The organism is Marinomonas polaris DSM 16579 (assembly GCF_900129155.1).
Classification (GTDB): domain Bacteria; phylum Pseudomonadota; class Gammaproteobacteria; order Pseudomonadales; family Marinomonadaceae; genus Marinomonas; species Marinomonas polaris.
On record NZ_FQVF01000007.1, the window covers coordinates 25,706 to 43,257 of the forward strand.

At 43.0% G+C, this 17,552-nt stretch carries 16 protein-coding genes; 13 read left to right on the top strand and 3 right to left on the bottom strand.

Translation table 11 applies throughout. The features are described 5' to 3' along the window. Positions 1-3: 3 nt before the first annotated feature. On the bottom strand, positions 4-969 hold the full coding sequence (locus BUA59_RS08495) for a LacI family DNA-binding transcriptional regulator (RefSeq protein WP_072839477.1): 966 nt from the start codon (positions 967-969) through the stop codon (positions 4-6). Positions 970-1,209: 240 nt separating this feature from the next. Between BUA59_RS08495 and BUA59_RS08500 the strand changes: the two genes are divergently transcribed. The 5 genes from BUA59_RS08500 (at position 1,210) to BUA59_RS08520 (ending at position 6,986) form a co-directional block, all read left to right on the top strand. Continuing rightward, a complete protein-coding gene (locus BUA59_RS08500) occupies positions 1,210-2,487 on the top strand; it encodes an ABC transporter substrate-binding protein (protein ID WP_139248849.1) in 1,278 nt (425 codons plus the stop codon). Positions 2,488-2,558: 71 nt separating this feature from the next. Next, positions 2,559-3,521, top strand: a complete 963-nt coding sequence (locus BUA59_RS08505) for a carbohydrate ABC transporter permease (RefSeq protein WP_072839293.1) — start codon at positions 2,559-2,561, stop codon at positions 3,519-3,521. After that, positions 3,518-4,351, top strand: a complete 834-nt coding sequence (locus BUA59_RS08510) for a carbohydrate ABC transporter permease (RefSeq protein WP_072839294.1) — start codon at positions 3,518-3,520, stop codon at positions 4,349-4,351. Before BUA59_RS08505 ends, BUA59_RS08510 begins: the two co-directional genes overlap by 4 nt. 12 nt (positions 4,352-4,363) lie before the next feature. Beyond that, positions 4,364-5,392 carry an ABC transporter ATP-binding protein gene (locus BUA59_RS08515; protein ID WP_072839295.1) on the top strand — a complete coding sequence of 343 codons (1,029 nt, stop codon included), beginning with the start codon at positions 4,364-4,366 and terminating at the stop codon, positions 5,390-5,392. A 1-nt stretch (position 5,393) separates the two neighbouring features. Further along, complete coding sequence (locus BUA59_RS08520) at positions 5,394-6,986, top strand: alpha-amylase family glycosyl hydrolase (RefSeq protein ID WP_072839296.1); 1,593 nt, start codon at positions 5,394-5,396, stop codon at positions 6,984-6,986. A 133-nt stretch (positions 6,987-7,119) separates the two neighbouring features. On the opposite strand, the gene cysQ is transcribed toward BUA59_RS08520, so the two are convergent. Beyond that, positions 7,120-7,980, bottom strand: a complete 861-nt coding sequence (cysQ, locus tag BUA59_RS08525; protein ID WP_072839297.1) for a 3'(2'),5'-bisphosphate nucleotidase CysQ — start codon at positions 7,978-7,980, stop codon at positions 7,120-7,122. A gap of 44 nt (positions 7,981-8,024) precedes the next feature. Here cysQ and BUA59_RS08530 point away from each other — a divergent pair, with 44 nt between their 5' ends. Beyond that, positions 8,025-8,441 carry an RNA-binding S4 domain-containing protein gene (locus BUA59_RS08530; RefSeq protein ID WP_072839298.1) on the top strand — a complete coding sequence of 139 codons (417 nt, stop codon included), beginning with the start codon at positions 8,025-8,027 and terminating at the stop codon, positions 8,439-8,441. 81 nt (positions 8,442-8,522) lie between these two features. Here BUA59_RS08530 and dprA read toward each other — a convergent pair whose 3' ends face one another. Further along, positions 8,523-9,821 (bottom strand): DNA-processing protein DprA, encoded by a 1,299-nt coding sequence (gene dprA, locus BUA59_RS08535; protein WP_072839299.1) that lies wholly within the window; start codon positions 9,819-9,821, stop codon positions 8,523-8,525. A gap of 233 nt (positions 9,822-10,054) precedes the next feature. Here dprA and def point away from each other — a divergent pair, with 233 nt between their 5' ends. From def to gmhB, 7 genes are all read left to right on the top strand, one after another. Then, positions 10,055-10,570 carry a peptide deformylase gene (def, locus tag BUA59_RS08540; RefSeq protein ID WP_072839300.1) on the top strand — a complete coding sequence of 172 codons (516 nt, stop codon included), beginning with the start codon at positions 10,055-10,057 and terminating at the stop codon, positions 10,568-10,570. A gap of 85 nt (positions 10,571-10,655) precedes the next feature. Further along, complete coding sequence (gene fmt, locus BUA59_RS08545; RefSeq protein WP_072839301.1) at positions 10,656-11,672, top strand: methionyl-tRNA formyltransferase; 1,017 nt, start codon at positions 10,656-10,658, stop codon at positions 11,670-11,672. Continuing rightward, positions 11,669-13,039: a 16S rRNA (cytosine(967)-C(5))-methyltransferase RsmB gene (gene rsmB / locus BUA59_RS08550; protein WP_072839302.1), complete on the top strand. Its 1,371-nt coding sequence runs from the start codon at positions 11,669-11,671 to the stop codon at positions 13,037-13,039. The genes fmt and rsmB overlap by 4 nt, the downstream gene beginning before the upstream one ends. A gap of 403 nt (positions 13,040-13,442) precedes the next feature. Beyond that, a complete protein-coding gene (trkA, locus tag BUA59_RS08555) occupies positions 13,443-14,816 on the top strand; it encodes a Trk system potassium transporter TrkA (RefSeq protein ID WP_072839303.1) in 1,374 nt (457 codons plus the stop codon). Between the two features lie 104 nt (positions 14,817-14,920). Further along, entirely contained in the window at positions 14,921-16,369 is a 1,449-nt protein-coding gene (locus tag BUA59_RS08560) for a TrkH family potassium uptake protein (RefSeq protein WP_011977851.1), read from the top strand. Between the two features lie 38 nt (positions 16,370-16,407). Then, on the top strand, positions 16,408-16,881 hold the full coding sequence (gene ybaK, locus BUA59_RS08565) for a Cys-tRNA(Pro) deacylase (RefSeq protein ID WP_072839304.1): 474 nt from the start codon (positions 16,408-16,410) through the stop codon (positions 16,879-16,881). Positions 16,882-16,942: 61 nt separating this feature from the next. Beyond that, the gene (gmhB, locus tag BUA59_RS08570) at positions 16,943-17,500 is read left to right on the top strand and encodes a D-glycero-beta-D-manno-heptose 1,7-bisphosphate 7-phosphatase (RefSeq protein WP_072839305.1); all 558 of its coding nucleotides are present in this window, start codon (positions 16,943-16,945) and stop codon (positions 17,498-17,500) included. The last annotated feature ends 52 nt before the right edge of the window (positions 17,501-17,552 follow it).

The window sequence follows — 17,552 nt, forward strand, 5'->3', positions numbered from 1 at the left end:
GAGTTAAGCGCTCTCTCGGCTAACTAGTCGTGTCATCACTTCAACAACACGCGGAGGAAGCCCATCTAATTGCTCTGATAGCAAACTGACAGCTGCCTCAGCAATCTTGGGAATATCTTGATGGATAGTTGTAATCTTATTAGAGAATCGTGGAAGGTCGTCAAAGCCCGTTACAGAGATATCTTCAGGAACTTTGTACCCAGCATCTTCTGCGGCTTGAATAACACCAACCGCTAATTCATCATTTGCGCAAATCACAGCGTCGTAAGGGAAAGGCTCAGATGACTGAAAATGCTCCATCATCTGACGATAAGCGCTTAGAGAAGAGCTAATTTGGCGAGGCACATTATCAAAATTTTCTTGGAGTCCTAGTTCACCAATCGCTTTTCGATAACCACGTAATCGCCCTTGGCTTGTTGAAATGTCGATATTTTCCCCTAAAAAAAGCATATTTTTCCGACCTTTTTTAAACAAATAGTGTGTAAGTTTATACACGCCATTTGCCTCATCAATGACAACAGAAGCACCCACCCCTGTTTCTAAAGTAACGTAGGGGAACTTTTGGCGATCAAAAATTTCAGGCCGATCATCTTCTGTTGCGCCCAATAAAATCGCTGAGCTTGCCTGTGAAAACACTTCCTCAATATTTTCGTAAGCAAATAAAACCGGCACTAAACCCTTTCGATGTAAATATAGGGTTAATGCTTGATAAAGATGAACGAAGTAAGGCCTATCAGAAAATTCATAAGGAGAAGGGGGCATACATAGTGCAACAACTGGGGTTTTTCCAGAGATTAACTGACGAGCCATGACATTCGGTTTGTAATTAATCTCTTCACTCAAAGATATAATTCGCGCACGTAATGCCTCACTAATGCCAGGTTTTCCATTTAAGGCTCGACTTACCGAAGCTATAGAAACACCAGCTAAACTGGCTAGTTCATGAATCGTAACGGACTTATTACTCATGCGAATATGATCACTTCTGAATGATTTTAAAAATATCGATAAGAATATCGCAAATTCACCCTGCAAGCGACTAAGAGCAAAACACTCTCCTTTCAAACGCCCTGATTTTAAAAAAAATCAAAAAATCAGATATTCTGTTGACTAGAGTAAAGGTTTACTTTAGCTTAAAAACAAAGAGTAAACGTTTACGTTTCTGTTTTAACATAAAACTCGAAAAAAACAAAAATAGGAGTGATGACAATGAAAAATCCGTGGAAATTTATAAACCCTTCTTTGCTATCCATATCGATAGTCGCATCAGCGATCAATTTCGCACAAGCAGCTGAAGTAGTGCTGGTGTCAGGAGCCGTTGGTAAAGATATTGAAGTATTGAAGGAAGTGGTAAAACCTTGGGAAAAAAGCACTGGAAATAAACTAACTGTCTTTCCTATGCCAGCTTCTACCACAGACCAATTTGGCCAATATCGTCTATGGTTAGCAGCAGGGAATGCTGATATCGATGTGTATCAAACAGATGTCATTTGGGCTCCTCAACTCGCTAATAATTTTGTTGATCTAACACCTTATACTAGAGATATCGTCGACCAACATTTCCCTTCCATTATTGAATCGCAAACAACCAACGGAAAACTAATTGCTCTACCTATCTTCACCGACGCTCCAGCCCTTTTTTACCGTAAAGATCTACTCAAAAAATATAATAAAACGGTGCCAAATACTTGGGAAGAACTAACTGAGACAGCCAAATACATCCAAACAAAAGAACGTGAAGCAGGTAACCCGGATATGTGGGGGTTCGTTTGGCAAGGTAACGCTTATGAAGGCTTAACTTGTGATGCATTAGAATGGGTGAAATCCTTTGGTGGAGGTCAAATAGTTGAAGCTGATGGTACGATTTCAATAAATAATCCAAAAGCTGTTGAAGCTCTTAAAATGGCAAAATCTTGGATAGGTGATATTTCTCCAGCAGGTGTTCTAGCTTATCAGGAAGAGGATGCCCGAGGCGTTTGGCAGACAGGTAATGCCGTTTTTATGCGTAACTGGCCTTATGCCTATGCTCTGGGCAACTCCGAAGAAAGTGCTATAAAAGATAAATTTGGAGCCGCTCCTTTGCCAAGTGGCACAAGTCCAAATAAATCAGCAGCAACTCTGGGGGGATGGAATGTAGCAGTTTCTAAATACTCTAAGCATAAAGAAGCGTCCATTTCATTGGTTAAATACCTTGCATCTGAAGAAGTACAAAAGTATCGGGCGCTCCATTCATCGAATTTACCAACCATTATTTCCCTCTATGACGATAAAGATATAAAGGAACAACAGCCAATAATTGCGCAATGGAAAGATGTGTTTTTACATGCTGTTCCTCGTCCTTCCGCACCCACAAAAATCAAATACAACGAAGTGTCTTCTAAATTTTTCTCCGCGGTTCATAGCACGCTTGCAGGAAGTGGCTCAGCGGAAGAAAACCTCGAATTACTCGAATACGAACTTGAAACGTTAAAAGGAAATAACTGGTAATTCGGACTATTGACTGGACTCAAAGCAATATCATTTTTTGAGTCCTTCCTTTTAACATAGGAAGCTCTTGTATGTTTAAAAAACACATCCTAACAACACCTGAGGTATCCAGCTTACAGCGCCAAAAATTGCGCGCAGCATTCTGGTTTCTCGCACCCATGCTGCTGGTGTTGTTTTGCGTTGCAGCTTGGCCGTTACTACGTTCCATTTACTTTTCATTTACCAATACTTCATTAACCAACCTTTACGGTGGTGAATGGGTTGGTTTTAAAAACTATTTGACGTGGAAAACCTTCTCATCAGGACGCACTATTTATTCGGGAACTTTAGCCGACCCTGCATGGTGGAATGCAGTCTGGAATACCGTCAGGTTTGCAGTGGTCTCAGTTTCTTTAGAAACCATTATAGGTTTAATGGTGGCCTTAGTATTGAATGCGGAATTTAAAGGCCGTGGTTTAGTCCGCGCGGCTATCTTAATACCGTGGGCCATCCCAACTATTGTGTCGGCAAAAATGTGGGCTTGGATGTTCAATGATCAATTCGGCATCATCAATGACATGCTATTAAGCGTTGGTTTAATTGACCACAAAATAGCTTGGACCGCCAATATTGATACCGCAATGTTATCGGTGTTAATCGTCGATATTTGGAAGACAACACCATTCATGGCTCTGCTTTGCCTAGCAGGCTTACAAATGATCCCAAGAGATATGTATGAGTCAGCCAAGATTGACGGCGTACACCCTATAAAAGTGTTCTTTCAAGTGACGCTCCCCTTGGTAAAACCCGCACTCATGGTCGCTGTTATCTTTCGTACGTTGGATGCTTTGCGGATGTTTGACTTGGTGTATGTACTTACTCCTAACTCAAAAGCCACAAAAACCATGTCAATCATCTCCCGAGAGAACCTAATTGAGTTTGATAAGTTTGCCTATGGTTCAGCCCAATCCACCTTACTGTTCGCCATTATTGCCCTGTTTGTAGCGCTCTATATTTGGCTTGGTAAGCTTGACCTTAGTGGAGAAAAATCATGACTAACAAGGCACTATTCAAAAAGGCCGCTTTTTACTCTGTCGTAGTTATCATCGTACTTATCTCGGTTTTTCCGTTTTATTACGCGATTTTAACAAGCCTTAAAACAGGTTCTGATTTATTCAAAGTGAACTATTTTCCTTCCTCGTTTAATTTCAGCAACTACATAGATGTATTGAATAATGGCCAGTTTATTAGGAATACGCTGAACTCTGTCTTCATTGCGAGCACCACGGTTATATTCGCTTTGTTTCTTGCTGTTACAGCGTCATACGCATTAGCTCGTGTACGTTTTAAAGGACGAAGATTATTGCTTATGGCAATCTTAGCCATCTCGATGTTTCCACAGATTGCTGTTTTAGCAGGTTTATTTGAGCTAATTCGCTTTATTGGAATTTACAACACACCTTGGGCCATGATTCTGTCCTACACCATTTTTACGCTGCCATTTACCGTTTGGGTGCTAACCACCTTTATGCGAGATTTACCCGTAGAAATAGAAGAGGCGGCCATAGTGGATGGAGCCACTCCTTGGGTCATTATCACGCAAATTTTTATGCCCTTACTTTGGCCAGCCTTGGTCACCACAGGATTGCTCGCTTTTATTGGTGCTTGGAACGAGTTTTTATTCGCGTTGACTTTCACTGCATCAGAGACCATGCGTACTGTGCCTGTCGCCATTGCCATGTTGTCAGGCTCATCTCAATACGAAACACCTTGGGGGCTCATTATGGCAGCCTCTGTTTTGGTCACCATCCCGTTGGTGATCTTGGTGCTTATTTTCCAGCGAAAAATTGTATCCGGCCTAACCGCTGGTGGCGTGAAAGGCTAAGGAGTATTCATTATGGCTAAAATTGAACTTAAAAATCTGATCAAAACCTTTGGTAGCACAGATGTTATTCGAGGCGTCGATCTCACCATTAATGCTGGTGAACTTATGGTGTTTGTCGGCCCTTCCGGTTGCGGCAAATCAACTTTATTGCGTCTTATTTGTGGATTAGAAGACATTACCTCTGGAGAGCTACTATTTGATGGCGTATCCATGAATGACAAGGTGCCATCTGAACGTGGTATCGCCATGGTTTTCCAATCCTATGCCCTATATCCACACATGTCTGTATATAAAAATATGGCCTTTGGCCTAAAGCTAGCTAACGTCTCACCACAAGAAATGAAAAATAGAGTACTTGAAGCGGCCAAGATGTTGCAAATCGACCACTTACTAGAACGTCTGCCAAAACAGCTATCTGGAGGACAACGTCAACGCGTCGCGATTGGACGTGCCATTGTCCGTGACCCAAGGGTTTTTCTCTTCGACGAACCTTTATCTAACCTAGATGCATCATTGCGCGTGGATACGCGACTAGAAATAGCTAAGTTACATCACAAAATGAAAGACACAACCATGGTTTACGTTACCCATGATCAAGTGGAAGCAATGACACTAGCAGATCGAATTTGCGTCCTAAGAGACGGTAATATCGAACAGGTTGGCACACCAGAAGAGCTCTACAGTCATCCGAAATCTCTTTTTGTTGCCGGCTTTATTGGGTCACCAAAAATGAACTTTCTCACTGGTGATATAGCCGAAAAACACCATTGTCATACTCTGGGTATTCGTCCTGAACATCTTGTTATCGATCATCTCGACGGTATATGGAGTGGAGAAGTGGTACACACAGAAAACTTAGGTGCAGATTTCTTTGTATTCTTAGATTTGGGCATAAAAGAACCTCTAGTCGTACGTTTGGATGGACAGCAGCGGATTCCTTTAGGTACTCAAGTTAATGTACGTCCATTAGAAGAACACCTCCATCGATTCGACAACAATGGTTTACCTATCACTTTAACGTCTAACAGAGAGAAAATTTAAGATGGATACTATTGAACAAGAATGGTGGCGTGGTAGCGTTACCTATCAGATTTATCCACGATCTTTCCTAGATAGTAACGGTGACGGTATAGGGGATATTCCTGGCATCACGAGCCGTTTAGATTATTTGGCTGATTTGGGTGTTGACGCTATTTGGCTGTCTCCCATCTTCACATCACCAATGAAAGATATGGGTTATGATGTTTCAAATTATATAGATATAGATCCGTCTTTCGGAACACTATCAGATTTTGATGAAATGATAGCCAAGGCTCATAGTTTGGGGCTTAAAGTCATCATTGATCAAGTGCTCTCACACACCAGTGATCAACACCCATATTTCTTAGAAAGCCGACAAAATCAAACCAATGATAAGGCCGACTGGTACATATGGGCAGATGCAAAACCTGACGGTTCACCACCAAACAATTGGTTATCGATTTTTGGAGGGACTGGCTGGCAGTGGGATTCTCGTCGTAATCAGTATTATATGCATAATTTTTTACGCCAACAGCCTGATTTAAATTTCCATAATCCAAATGTTCAAGAATGGATTCTCAGTACTGTACGATTTTGGCTAGAACGCGGAGTGGATGGTTTTCGTCTAGATACTGTGAACTACTATTTTCATGATAAATTGCTACGGGATGATGCCGCTGATTTTCGTCAAAAATCTGTAGCGGATTGGAATCCTTACCACATGCAATATCATTTATTTTCAAAAAACCAACCAGAGAATTTGGTATTCCTTAAAAAGTTTAGAGCTTTACTAGATGAATATGGAGCCACGACATCAGTTGGAGAAGTAGGTGAGAGCCACCATCCAATAGAAATGATGGGGGAGTATACAACAGATAAACGATTGCATATGGCATACTCATTTGAAATGTTAGGTCATTCGTTTTCACCCAAACATTTTTCCAAACAAATAACCGAATTTTTCCGACTAGCACCAGAAGGATGGCCTTGCTGGGCCTTTTCCAATCATGATGTTGTTCGACATGTTAGCCGCTGGAAAAAACACGCTGAAGATCCAACCGCTTTAGCTAAACAGGCTTGTGCTTTATTACTAAGTTTAGAAGGCTCTGTTTGCTTGTATCAAGGTGAAGAACTGGGCCAACAAGAAACAGATCTAAGCTATGACGAACTTGTTGACCCGCAAGGAATTGAGTTTTGGCCTGAAGACAAAGGAAGGGATGGTTGCCGAACTCCAATGAGCTGGGATAACTCAAAGTTTTCCGGTTTTTCATCTTCAACTCCATGGCTTCCAGTTAAAGAAACTCAACGCCAATTAAATGTTGCTGACCAGCAGAATAAGCAATCGTCTGTACTCAATTTTTATCGAGAGATGCTTGCGTTTCGCAAACAAAATTCCGTCCTACGAAATGGTAACACTCTCTTCATCAACGATGATAATTCACTTTTAGCATTCGTTCGAGGTGACACAATGCTATGTATCTTTAACTTAGGCAATCAGTCGATTACTTATCAAAATACAACTGAGTTTAATCAATGTATTAAAGTTGGTAACACTAAGGTTGAAGGGAAAGAGCTAGTATTGGGGGCAAATGGTTTTGCTTTTTTAACGAAGTAACAAATTTTATTAGGCAACAAGCTCAACGTTTTACCTTAGGGCTTGTTGCCACTTAAAATATTTCACGTGAAACAATCAGATAAGGTAAAGGAAGGGAAGGGAAGAGGAAGAGGAAGAGGAAGAAGAGTAACGCTTACTCTTCTTCCTCGTTTTCTAGATACCAGTTCATCACATACGGGGCGAGTTCAGCACCCGATACAAAGAAGTGGCCGTTGAGCAGGGTTTCTCTTTGGTTGTAACGAAATGGTTTTCCATCCGGTGTGACTAGCATTCCGCCAGCGGCTTCAATGATGGCTTGCTGAGCGGCGGTGTCCCATTCACTTGTTGGGCCACGACGCAAATGCAAATCCGCAATCCCTTCGGCAATTCGACAGCCTTTAATTGAGCTGCCTTTTGGCAACTCTCGCACTTGCTCGTAACTTTGCTTTAATTTATTTTTCAGCGAGGCTGGAAGCGCAGGGCCGTGACTGCGGCTTGTCATTGCAATGATAGGTTCGCGTGGTTCACGGACGTTGATACTTTCGTATTCATCGCCTTGCCATTTAAACGCGCCTACTGGCAAATCTTGCCACGCTTTGGTCACACCAAAATAGCCTTCGGTTGTGGTCGGTAAATACACCACACCTAGAATGGGTGCACCGTTTTCAACCAAGGCGATATTAATACTGAATTCGCCATTACGCTTAATGAATTCTTTTGTACCGTCGAGCGGATCAACGATCCACAACATAGGCCATTTAGAACGCTCTTCAAACGTCACCTGACCTTCTTCAGAGCTCTCTTCTGAAAGAACAGGAATATTGGGTGTAAGTGCTTGCAAACCTGCTAGAATCACTTTGTGCGCAGCGAGATCAGCAGCGGTCACAGGACTATCATCCTGTTTTTGTTCAATGCCTAAATCTGCACGTTGATAAATATCCATGATCACATCGGCGGCATCGTGTATTATTTTTTGAAGAGCTTGAAAAATTGGGTGTTTACTAATGTCCTGCATAACAGCCTCAAATATGACAACAGAATAGGGTCAACGCATTCTTTATGAGTAAACCAGAAAAGCAGTCGGCACCACAAGCCGTTCGTTTAGATAAGTGGCTTTGGGCCGCACGTTTTTTTAAAACTCGTTCACTTTGTAAAGACGCCATCGATGGCGGCAAGGTGTCTTACAACGGAAGTAAAGGCAAAGCCAGCCGTAATGTGGAAATTGGTGCCTTAATTGGCATACGTGTTGGTTGGGATGAAAAGGTCGTCGAAATCAAAGACATCAGCGGCCAACGTCGTGGCGCGCCTGAAGCACAATTGCTTTATGAGGAAACGCCACAGTCGATAGAAAAACGTGAAAAACGCGCTCTCGAAAACAAGTCTTTTGGTGGCCGAATTATGTCCGACCATAAGCCGAATAAAAAAGAGCGTCGTGATATTAAGCAGCTGAAGAAAGATATTTTTAGCGACATGTAATCTATATCTAATATCTCACATATCACGCATTTCATTTTATCTGCGTTTTATCGTGAAAGAGAGAAGGTCAGCGCCGTCTATTTAACAACGACAATAAAGGCCTTCTCGATTCTCCACACAGCCATACAATTCCAACTCCATTAACACCTGCATCATCAATCCTGCGTCCATTTTGCTTTGGCGAATCAAGGCATCAAAATCCATAGGTTGTGCTTCTTGTTCCATAATGACAATAACTGCCTTTGCGCTATCGGACGTAGATTCCGGCAAAGCATGCACCTGATTCGACACTAAAATAGGTGTGCTTCCAGCAGTTTGATTTCTATTTTCAGATGGTCGTTTTTTACTATTCTCGTTAGCTGTCTTAATTATTTTAGTTATAGAAGCACAGGACAGTTCTGAGCACTCGGCTAAAATATCATCTACATGACGAACCAAGGTTGCGCCTTGTCGAAGTAATTGATGACAACCTTCTGATTGGGGATCAATCAAACGACCGGGCAAGGCGAACACTTCTCGGTTCTGTTGGATGGCATAACTCGCACTGATCAATGAACCACTTTTGATAGAAGCCTCTGATACCAGCACGCCCATACTTAAACCACTGATAATTCGATTCCGCGGCGGAAACAGGTGAGGTCGCGGACTGGTTGATAGTGGGTATTCACTTATTAATGCGCCGCCTTTTTCTAGGATTTCTTTAAACATCTGGCGATTGTGGTGTGGGTAGCGGTGAAACAAGCCAGTTCCCATTACCGCAATAGTTGGTGTTGTCTTGTTATATAAAGCGCCTTGATGAGCTGCAGTATCGACACCCATAGCGCCGCCACTCACCACACAAATGCCACGAGCCGATAGTTGCTCGGCAAATTGAAAGGTGGCATCTCTTCCATAACGCGTACATTTGCGCGCTCCCACAATGCCGATTTTCGGCAATGACAAGGCATCTCGGTTACCTTCTACATAAAGAAACGCCGGCGCGACGGAGATCTCTTTTAACGCCGCGGGATAGTGTTCGTCTTCTTGCAGTACTAAGTGGTGATCGGCTTCTTCCAACCAAGCTAATGATTCATCACGTTTGGCTTCTTGTTCTTTAGTGAGTATGCCATTAGAAAAATAATCTATGGCCTGACGCGCTGTAATCTCTGGCCACTTTAACGCGATCAACAAATCATAAGTTATCTTCTCTGAGAAACTCGCGTCGTTTAGTTCTTCATTACTAAATAAGGGTAAGTTTTCAGCATTATCCATTGATGCATGATAATCAAGTTGACTGAGATAAGTATAAAGACGCGAGAGTCGAGATGGGCCAATGCCCGATAAGAAACTTAAGCATAACCAATCGGTTTTCGACAAACCAGAGGCATTAGAGGTAGACATGATAAGCAGCTTCCTTACGAGTTAAACATGGGCATTCCTTACCCAAACCATTACTTAAAATACAAAACCAAGAGCGAATAGTCATTGGCTATGTAGGCTATTCAATCATATTGGCCAAAAAACCGCCATCAGAAGACTGCTCAACGGCCAGACTTGCGTTACAATAGACCCAATGAAAAGAGTAGGAGAGAACGTCTCCGCTCATGAACAAAGACACATCGTTGGAAAAGATCATGGCTGTTTTAACTGTACTTGAATACCCAGACAAACGCTTACGCAAAATTGCTAAGCCAATTACCAAGTTCACTGATGAGCTGCAAACCAAAATCGACGACATGCTTGATACCATGTATGACGAGAATGGTTTGGGCTTGGCGGCGACACAAGTGGATTATCACCACCGTCTTGTGGTGATGGATTTTTCAGAAGAACGTAACGAGCCTATCGTTTTTATTAATCCAGAATTCGAAATTTTAGATGACGAGCCAAATGAATTCCAAGAAGGCTGTTTGTCTGTTCCTGGTTTTTACGAGCACATTTATCGTGCTGCGAAAGTAAGAGTCAAAGCATTAGACCGCAACGGCAAACCATTCACTTTGGAAGTCGATGAGCTAATGGCGGTTTGTGTTCAACATGAAGTTGATCACCTAGACGGCAAACTTATGGTCGATTATTTGACGCCTCTAAAGCGTAATCGTATTAAGAGCAAACTAGAAAAAGCCCATAAGCTAGCTCAAAAACAAGGTTAAGAAGACGACTCTTTTTAGCCAATAGATCATTGATACTCGTATTATAAAATCAGGCTTTGGCCTGATTTTTTGTTAAGGAACCTTTATGCCAACCTCACCACTTCGTATTGTTTTTGCTGGCACACCTGAATTCGCAGCTGCCAGCCTGCAAGCACTCTTAACAAACACAAAAGATTCAAATGCTGAAAACCAGTATCAGATCGTCGGCGTTTATACTCAGCCAGATCGTCCAGCAGGCCGTGGTCAAAAGCTAGTTCAGAGCCCTGTTAAGCAACTTGCTATCGCCAACGACATTCCAGTTTATCAGCCATTGAATTTCAAACAGGATGAAGACAAGGCACAACTCGCAGCGTTAGAAGCTGATCTTATGATTGTCGCCGCGTACGGAATTATCCTGCCAAAAGTGGTATTGGATACGCCTAAGTTTGGTTGCATCAACGTCCACGCTTCTTTACTTCCTCGCTGGCGCGGTGCTGCTCCTATCCATCGTTCGCTGATTGCTGGCGATGGCGAAACCGGCATCACCATAATGCAAATGGATGTTGGCTTGGATACTGGCGACATGTTGTTAAAAGCATACTGTGATATCAAACCAACAGACACCTCAGAAACGTTGCACGATCGCTTGGCGGTTCTTGGCGGAAGCGCACTAATTGAAGCTCTAGAAAAATTCAAAGCCGGCACATTGGTTCCTGAGCAACAAGATGAAAGCCTCACTTGCTACGCAGCCAAACTAACCAAGCAAGAGGGCGATGTGAACTGGTCATCGTCGGCAGAATTGATCGAGCGTCAAATTCGCGGTTTATCTCCTTGGCCAGTTGCTTACACCAACAGCCTTGCTGGTGTGATGAAAATCCATGCAGCACACATAGCCAGCGTAAGCGATGAAGCTTCCACACCAGGCGATATTTTGGTGGTTAGCAAAGAGGGCATTATCGTTGCCACTGGGCAAGGTTCTATCCTTATTACTGAGATCCAATTTGCAGGCGGCAAGCGCATGAAAGTGCAAGACGCCTTAAATGGTAAAAACAAAGCCGCTCTAGAAATTGGTCAACGCCTTGGCGTTAATGAAAGTGAAGATAAGAGTGAGCAAACAGCATGAACCAATACGACGAAAGCTTCTCATCCAACACTAGCCAGCAAAGTGCTCGCCAAGTGGCGGTTAAAGTCATCACCAATATTCTGCTTCAACAGGGTTCGCTTAGTACGCAACTTGCTCGCCATCAAATGGATGTCGCAAGCGAACACGCTCCAATGCTTAAAGAATTATGCTTCGGTGTGTGTCGTCAGTACCCAAGACTAAACAGCATTGCATTGCATTTATTGGCGCATCCTTTTGAAGAAAAGGACACAGATTTATACGCTGTCTTACTTTTAGGTTTGTATCAATTAGCCTACATGAATACTCCAGACCATGCGGCAGTAAACGAAACAGTAGAAGCGTGCCGGATCTTGAAAAAAGACTGGGCAACCAAGTTAATGAATGCAGTGCTACGTCGTTACCAAAGAGAAGCTGACGAAATAGTTGAGATTCTAGAAGCTCAACCTTCAGTAGAATTCAACATGCCGAAATGGCTGGTGAAGCGTTTTAATAAGCATTGGCCAGAGCATCTTGAAGAAATAATCGAAGCCAGTAACACGCATCCGCCGATGTGCATTCGAGTAAACGAGAGTCTCGTTTCACGTGAAACATATAAGGAGCAACTTCTAGATTTGGGTATAAATGCAGAAGACGGCGAGTTTTCAGATTCAGCCTTGTACCTAAGAAATGCCGTTCGTGTTGGAGAGTTACCAGGTTTTGATGCAGGTTTTGTCAGCGTTCAAGATGAAGCCGCTCAGCTTTCAGCTCATATTTTATCGCCCAAAAACGGCGAAAAAGTATTGGATGCCTGTGCAGCACCTGGTGGAAAAACAGGGCACTTATTAGAGAAAGCCAACTCTGCTGGACTAAGCTCAATGGAACTCACTGCCGTTGAACTAGAGCCTTGGCGCATGGAAAAAATCGAATCCAATTTGGCACGCCTTGGCTATTCGGCGCAGTTGATCTGTGCAGATGCGAGTGATCTTGATGCATGGTGGGATGGCGAGCATTTCGATAAAATCCTACTCGACGTTCCTTGTACGGCAACAGGTGTTATTCGTCGTAACCCAGACATTAAGATCAATCGAAAGCCAGCTGACATTGATGATCTCGTTATCATCCAGCGAGAGATTCTTAACAAGGTTTGGACAACGTTAAAATCTGGTGGCTTCATGTTGTACGCAACTTGTTCCTTGATGCCAGAAGAAAACGAACAACAAATCCAACACTTCTTAGCAAACCAAGAAGACGCGAAAGAAGTCGCGATCAATTCTTTAGCGCCTGACTTTGCGATGGAGTGGGGGATTCCTGTTAGTCACGGTAGACAACTATTTCCGCATGCAGATGGTCACGATGGTTTCTACTACTGCCTTCTTCAAAAAGCTTAAGCCGTCTAGTAAGTAGAAATAAAAAAAACAGGCACAGATCATCTCAAGCAAATGACTGAAAAATAAGTCGTTTTATAAAAAGGCCCGACAAATTGTTTCACATGAAACACAGTTTGTTGGGCATTTTTTTGAGTTCAATTAATATTAGTCCATGCTGATAGCGAACTTGCCTCTCAGTTTCAACACTGGATAAGTAACAAAAGAAATCTCATTACATGATCATCCAAAATAATTACGAGTATTTATCAAGTTCAAGTTAAATAATTGTCCTTATGTGGGTAAACTTGCTCTACTTGATTCGAGCAAAAATTATGCACGCTCGATCAACCCAAACGACTCAATTTTGACATTTGAATTAATACACTAAACAAAGAGCCGAAAAAATCACGCTCTAAGGCAGACTATGAAAATCATCATTATAGGCGCGGGGCAGGTTGGCGCCACGCTTGCGGAAAACTTGGCAAGTGAAGATAACGATATTACCGTCATTGATACAGATTTAACCCGCCTTAGAGAACTGCAAGATCGTCTCGACATTCAAACAGTTGAGGGCAGTGGCTCACACCCAGCTGTATTAGATCAAGCCGGTTGCAACGATGCTGACATGCTCATTGCGGTGAGTAACCAAGATGAAACCAATATGATCGCCTGTCAGATTGCTCATACCTTATTTAAAACACCGACTAAAATAGGTCGCGTCCGTTCTAGCGCTTATGCAAATTATCCAGAACTCTTTGTTGATTCAGCTATTCCAATGGATGTTCGTATCAGCCCAGAAAAAGAAGTGACTAAACATTTAAGCCGCTTGATTCGTTATCCAGGCGCGTTGCAGGTTATGGAATTTGCGGAAGGCAAAGTACAGTTAGTTGTAGTCAAAGCGGAAAAGGGTGGTCCACTGATCGATCAACCAATCAGCTTTTTGAAAGAACACATGCCATCAATCCAAACTCGTATCGCAGCAATTTATCGTGACGGTAAATCTATTTCTCCTGACGGCAACACACACATTCGCGCTAACGACGAAGTCTTCTTTCTAACCGCTCAACGTGACGTATTAGATGTGATGAGTGAACTGCGTCCTTTGGACGTTCCTTATCGACGCATTATCATCGCTGGCGGCGGTAACATTGGTGAGCGTTTGGCACAGAGTTTAGAAAAAGAATACCGCGTTAAAATCATCGAACGTGATCCTGAACGCTGTCGTTATTTGTCTGAAACTTTGGACAACACCATAGTACTAAACGGCGATGCGTCTAAGCAGGAATTACTGCTTGAAGAAAATATAGAATCCACTGACGTATTCTGTGCATTAACCAATAACGATGAAGCCAATATCATGTCTTCCATGCTGGCAAAAGTACTCGGCGTTCGCACAGTTATGACCATCATCAATAACCCAGCCTATGTAGACATCGTTCAAGAAGGCATGATCGATATTGCGATTTCGCCACAACAAACCACCATCAGTTCACTATTAAGTTATATCCGACGCGGTGACGTGGTAAACGTTCACTCGATGCGCAAAGGTGCTGCGGAAGCATTAGAAGCGGTCGCACACGGTGATTATCGTTCTTCAAAAGTGGTTGGCCGCAGTATTGCCAATTTGAATTTGCCTGAAGGCGCAACCATTGGCGCCATCGTTCGTGAAGACGATTTGATTGTTGCCACCAGCGAATTGGTGATCCAAGCAGAAGATCACGTCATCATTTTCGTGACCAACAAAAAACAAATTCCAGCGGTAGAGCAGCTATTCCAAGTGGGTTTAAGCTTCTTTTAATTTGAATGCTTTTTAGCAAAAAATAGAAGCCTGACTCAATTGGCTTCACCTGATTTTTAACATTGACCCGGCACAAGAATGACGTCGGGGTCTAGGAAGCAAGTATGCATTTTAGTGTTATTTTACGTGTCATCGGATTATTGGTAATGGTGTTCAGTGTGTCGCTGATTCCACCCATTATCGTTTCTTTGATTTATTCTGATGGCGCACTCAATGCGTTTCTTTATGCATTGGGCGTGAATTTATTAGGCGGCTTTCTTCTATGGTTCCCAGTTCGGAATGAACGTGGGGAGTTAAAAATTCGTGATGGTTTCTTAGTCACTGTGTTGTTCTGGACAGTACTAGGCTTGTTCGGTTCGGTGCCTTTCTTCTTAGCCGAAACACCAGACCTAACTTTCACAGATGCCTTGTTCGAATCTATCTCAGGACTCACTACAACAGGGGCAACCATACTCACTGGCATTGATGCTTTACCTCAATCAATTCTGTTTTATCGCCAGTTACTTACTTGGTTAGGTGGCATGGGTATCATCGTATTGGCCGTTGCCATCATGCCGATGTTGGGCATCGGTGGTATGCAGCTGTATCGCGCTGAAACACCGGGGCCCGTAAAAGACACTAAACTCACACCACGAATTGCCGAAACTGCGAAAGCACTTTGGTACATTTATGCGACCTTAACCAGCGTTTGTGCCTTGGGTTATTGGATCGCTGGAATGAGTTTATTTGATGCGATTTGTCATAGTTTCTCAACGGTGGCTATTGGTGGTTTCTCGACTCATGATGAGAGTATTGGTTATTTCAATAGTGTCGCTATTGAGATGATTTGTACCTTCTTTATGATTGTATCGGCGTTCAACTTCGCACTGCATTTCTACGCTTGGCGTCACAAAAGCGTGTGGCATTATTTTAAAGATCCGGAAGCACGTTTCTTTTTATTGATACTTTCCAGCACAGTTATTTTGGCAATTCTCGTACTTGCTATGACGTCGACTTACGACTGGAGTACCTCAATACGCTATGCTGTATTCGAGAGTGTATCAATTGCGACAACGTCCGGTTTCAGTACATCAGACTTTGCTAGCTGGCCGCATTTTTTACCCTTCTTATTGATCGTCACCTCGTTTGTCGGTGGCTGTGCCAGTTCGACCGGTGGTGGTATGAAGGTTATTCGTATACTTCTGATCCTCAAGCAAGGTATGCGAGAGATCAAACGCTTGATTCACCCAAACGCTGTTATTCCGGTTAAGGTGGGCGGCAAAGCCATCAATGAACGAGTTGTGTCTGCGGTATGGGGATTCTTCTCAGCCTACTTATTAGTTTACGTGGTGCTAATGATTGGCCTAATGGCAACAGGATTAGATCAGGTAACGGCTTGGTCTGCCGTTGCTGCGACATTAAATAACTTGGGGCCAGGTTTGGGCGACGTAGCTTCCAGTTTTACCAGCGTCAGCGACCCTGCAAAATGGATGCTGTGTTTTTCTATGTTGTTGGGTCGTTTGGAAGTATTTACTTTATTGGTGTTGTTCACGCCAATGTTCTGGCAAAAATAGAAAGCGCTAAAATTAGATAACGCATAAGGATCAAGACAGTGACACCGGCGATTAACCAACTTAGAAAACTGAAGATTGCGTTTAGTATTCACGAATATGAACACGATCCACATTGTTCTAATTTTGGCGAAGAGGCCGCAGAGAAACTCAATCTCGATCCTTCTTGTGTGTTCAAGACTCTATTAGTCACCGACGACAAAAATACCTTCGTCACCATTGTGCCAGTGACTGGTACCTTAAATTTAAAACGAGCTGCCAGTGCGCTAGGCGTTAAAAAATTACACATGGCAGACGTGAAAGATGCCGAGCGACTTACTGGTTATTTGGTTGGCGGTATCAGCCCAGTAGGGCAAAAGAAAAGCCTCATCACTTGTATTGACCAAAGTGCACAGACGTTTGAAAAAATCTATGTCAGCGGCGGACAACGAGGACTGGATATCGGCCTAGCGCCAAATGATCTTAGCCGCACCTGTCGTAACGCCATCTTCGCAGCGATTGGTGAAGTAAAATAACGCTCAACACCATGATGAAATAGTAACGAAACAAACAACGTAATTCAAAAAAGGCATTCCTATGGCGCAAATTAAACCCATCATTCTATTAGACCGAGACGGCGTCATTAACCAAGACTCAGACGCTTATGTAAAATCTGTCGATGAGTGGCAGCCTATCTCTGGCAGCATTAAATCCATTGCGGCATTGTCCAAAGCAGGCTTTAAAGTCTTTGTGGTAACTAACCAATCAGGCATTGCTCGTGGCTATTATGACGAAGCCACACTGCATGCCATGCACGATAAAATGACCGCGCTAGTCAAAGCAGAAGGCGGTAAAGTGGATGGCATTCAATACTGCCCTCATGGCCCAGATGATGACTGCAACTGCCGCAAACCCAAAAGCGGTATGATTGAAGCGATTGAAGCAGAACTAGGCTTATCATTCGAAGACAACCCAGCCATTATGGTCGGAGACTCTCTACGAGATCTTCAGGCAGGAAATGCTCGTGGTTGTTCACCAGTATTGGTTTTAACAGGAAAGGGCCGTGAAACGCAGTACAAGACGATAGACTTCCCATTCAGCGTCTACACAGATCTTGCCGCATTCACCATTGCGACACTGCACAAATACAGCTAACCGGATTTAGAGAGTTTACAATCTAAAAAAATACCTTGTTAGTGGACATTCA

Excerpts from the sequence above, each read along its gene's own strand:
- BUA59_RS08500 (WP_139248849.1), top strand. The coding sequence starts at position 1,210 with ATGAAAAATCCGTGGAAATTTATAAACCCTTCTTTGCTATCCATATCG.
- BUA59_RS08520 (WP_072839296.1), top strand. The coding sequence starts at position 5,394 with ATGGATACTATTGAACAAGAATGGTGGCGTGGTAGCGTTACCTATCAG.
- BUA59_RS08510 (WP_072839294.1), top strand. The coding sequence starts at position 3,518 with ATGACTAACAAGGCACTATTCAAAAAGGCCGCTTTTTACTCTGTCGTA.
- BUA59_RS08530 (WP_072839298.1), top strand. The coding sequence starts at position 8,025 with ATGAGTAAACCAGAAAAGCAGTCGGCACCACAAGCCGTTCGTTTAGAT.
- def (WP_072839300.1), top strand. The coding sequence starts at position 10,055 with ATGGCTGTTTTAACTGTACTTGAATACCCAGACAAACGCTTACGCAAA.
- BUA59_RS08505 (WP_072839293.1), top strand. The coding sequence starts at position 2,559 with ATGTTTAAAAAACACATCCTAACAACACCTGAGGTATCCAGCTTACAG.
- BUA59_RS08495 (WP_072839477.1), bottom strand. The coding sequence starts at position 969 with ATGAGTAATAAGTCCGTTACGATTCATGAACTAGCCAGTTTAGCTGGT.
- fmt (WP_072839301.1), top strand. The coding sequence starts at position 10,656 with ATGCCAACCTCACCACTTCGTATTGTTTTTGCTGGCACACCTGAATTC.
- BUA59_RS08515 (WP_072839295.1), top strand. The coding sequence starts at position 4,364 with ATGGCTAAAATTGAACTTAAAAATCTGATCAAAACCTTTGGTAGCACA.
- gmhB (WP_072839305.1), top strand. The coding sequence starts at position 16,943 with ATGGCGCAAATTAAACCCATCATTCTATTAGACCGAGACGGCGTCATT.
- trkA (WP_072839303.1), top strand. The coding sequence starts at position 13,443 with ATGAAAATCATCATTATAGGCGCGGGGCAGGTTGGCGCCACGCTTGCG.
- dprA (WP_072839299.1), bottom strand. The coding sequence starts at position 9,821 with ATGTCTACCTCTAATGCCTCTGGTTTGTCGAAAACCGATTGGTTATGC.
- rsmB (WP_072839302.1), top strand. The coding sequence starts at position 11,669 with ATGAACCAATACGACGAAAGCTTCTCATCCAACACTAGCCAGCAAAGT.
- cysQ (WP_072839297.1), bottom strand. The coding sequence starts at position 7,980 with ATGCAGGACATTAGTAAACACCCAATTTTTCAAGCTCTTCAAAAAATA.
- BUA59_RS08560 (WP_011977851.1), top strand. The coding sequence starts at position 14,921 with ATGCATTTTAGTGTTATTTTACGTGTCATCGGATTATTGGTAATGGTG.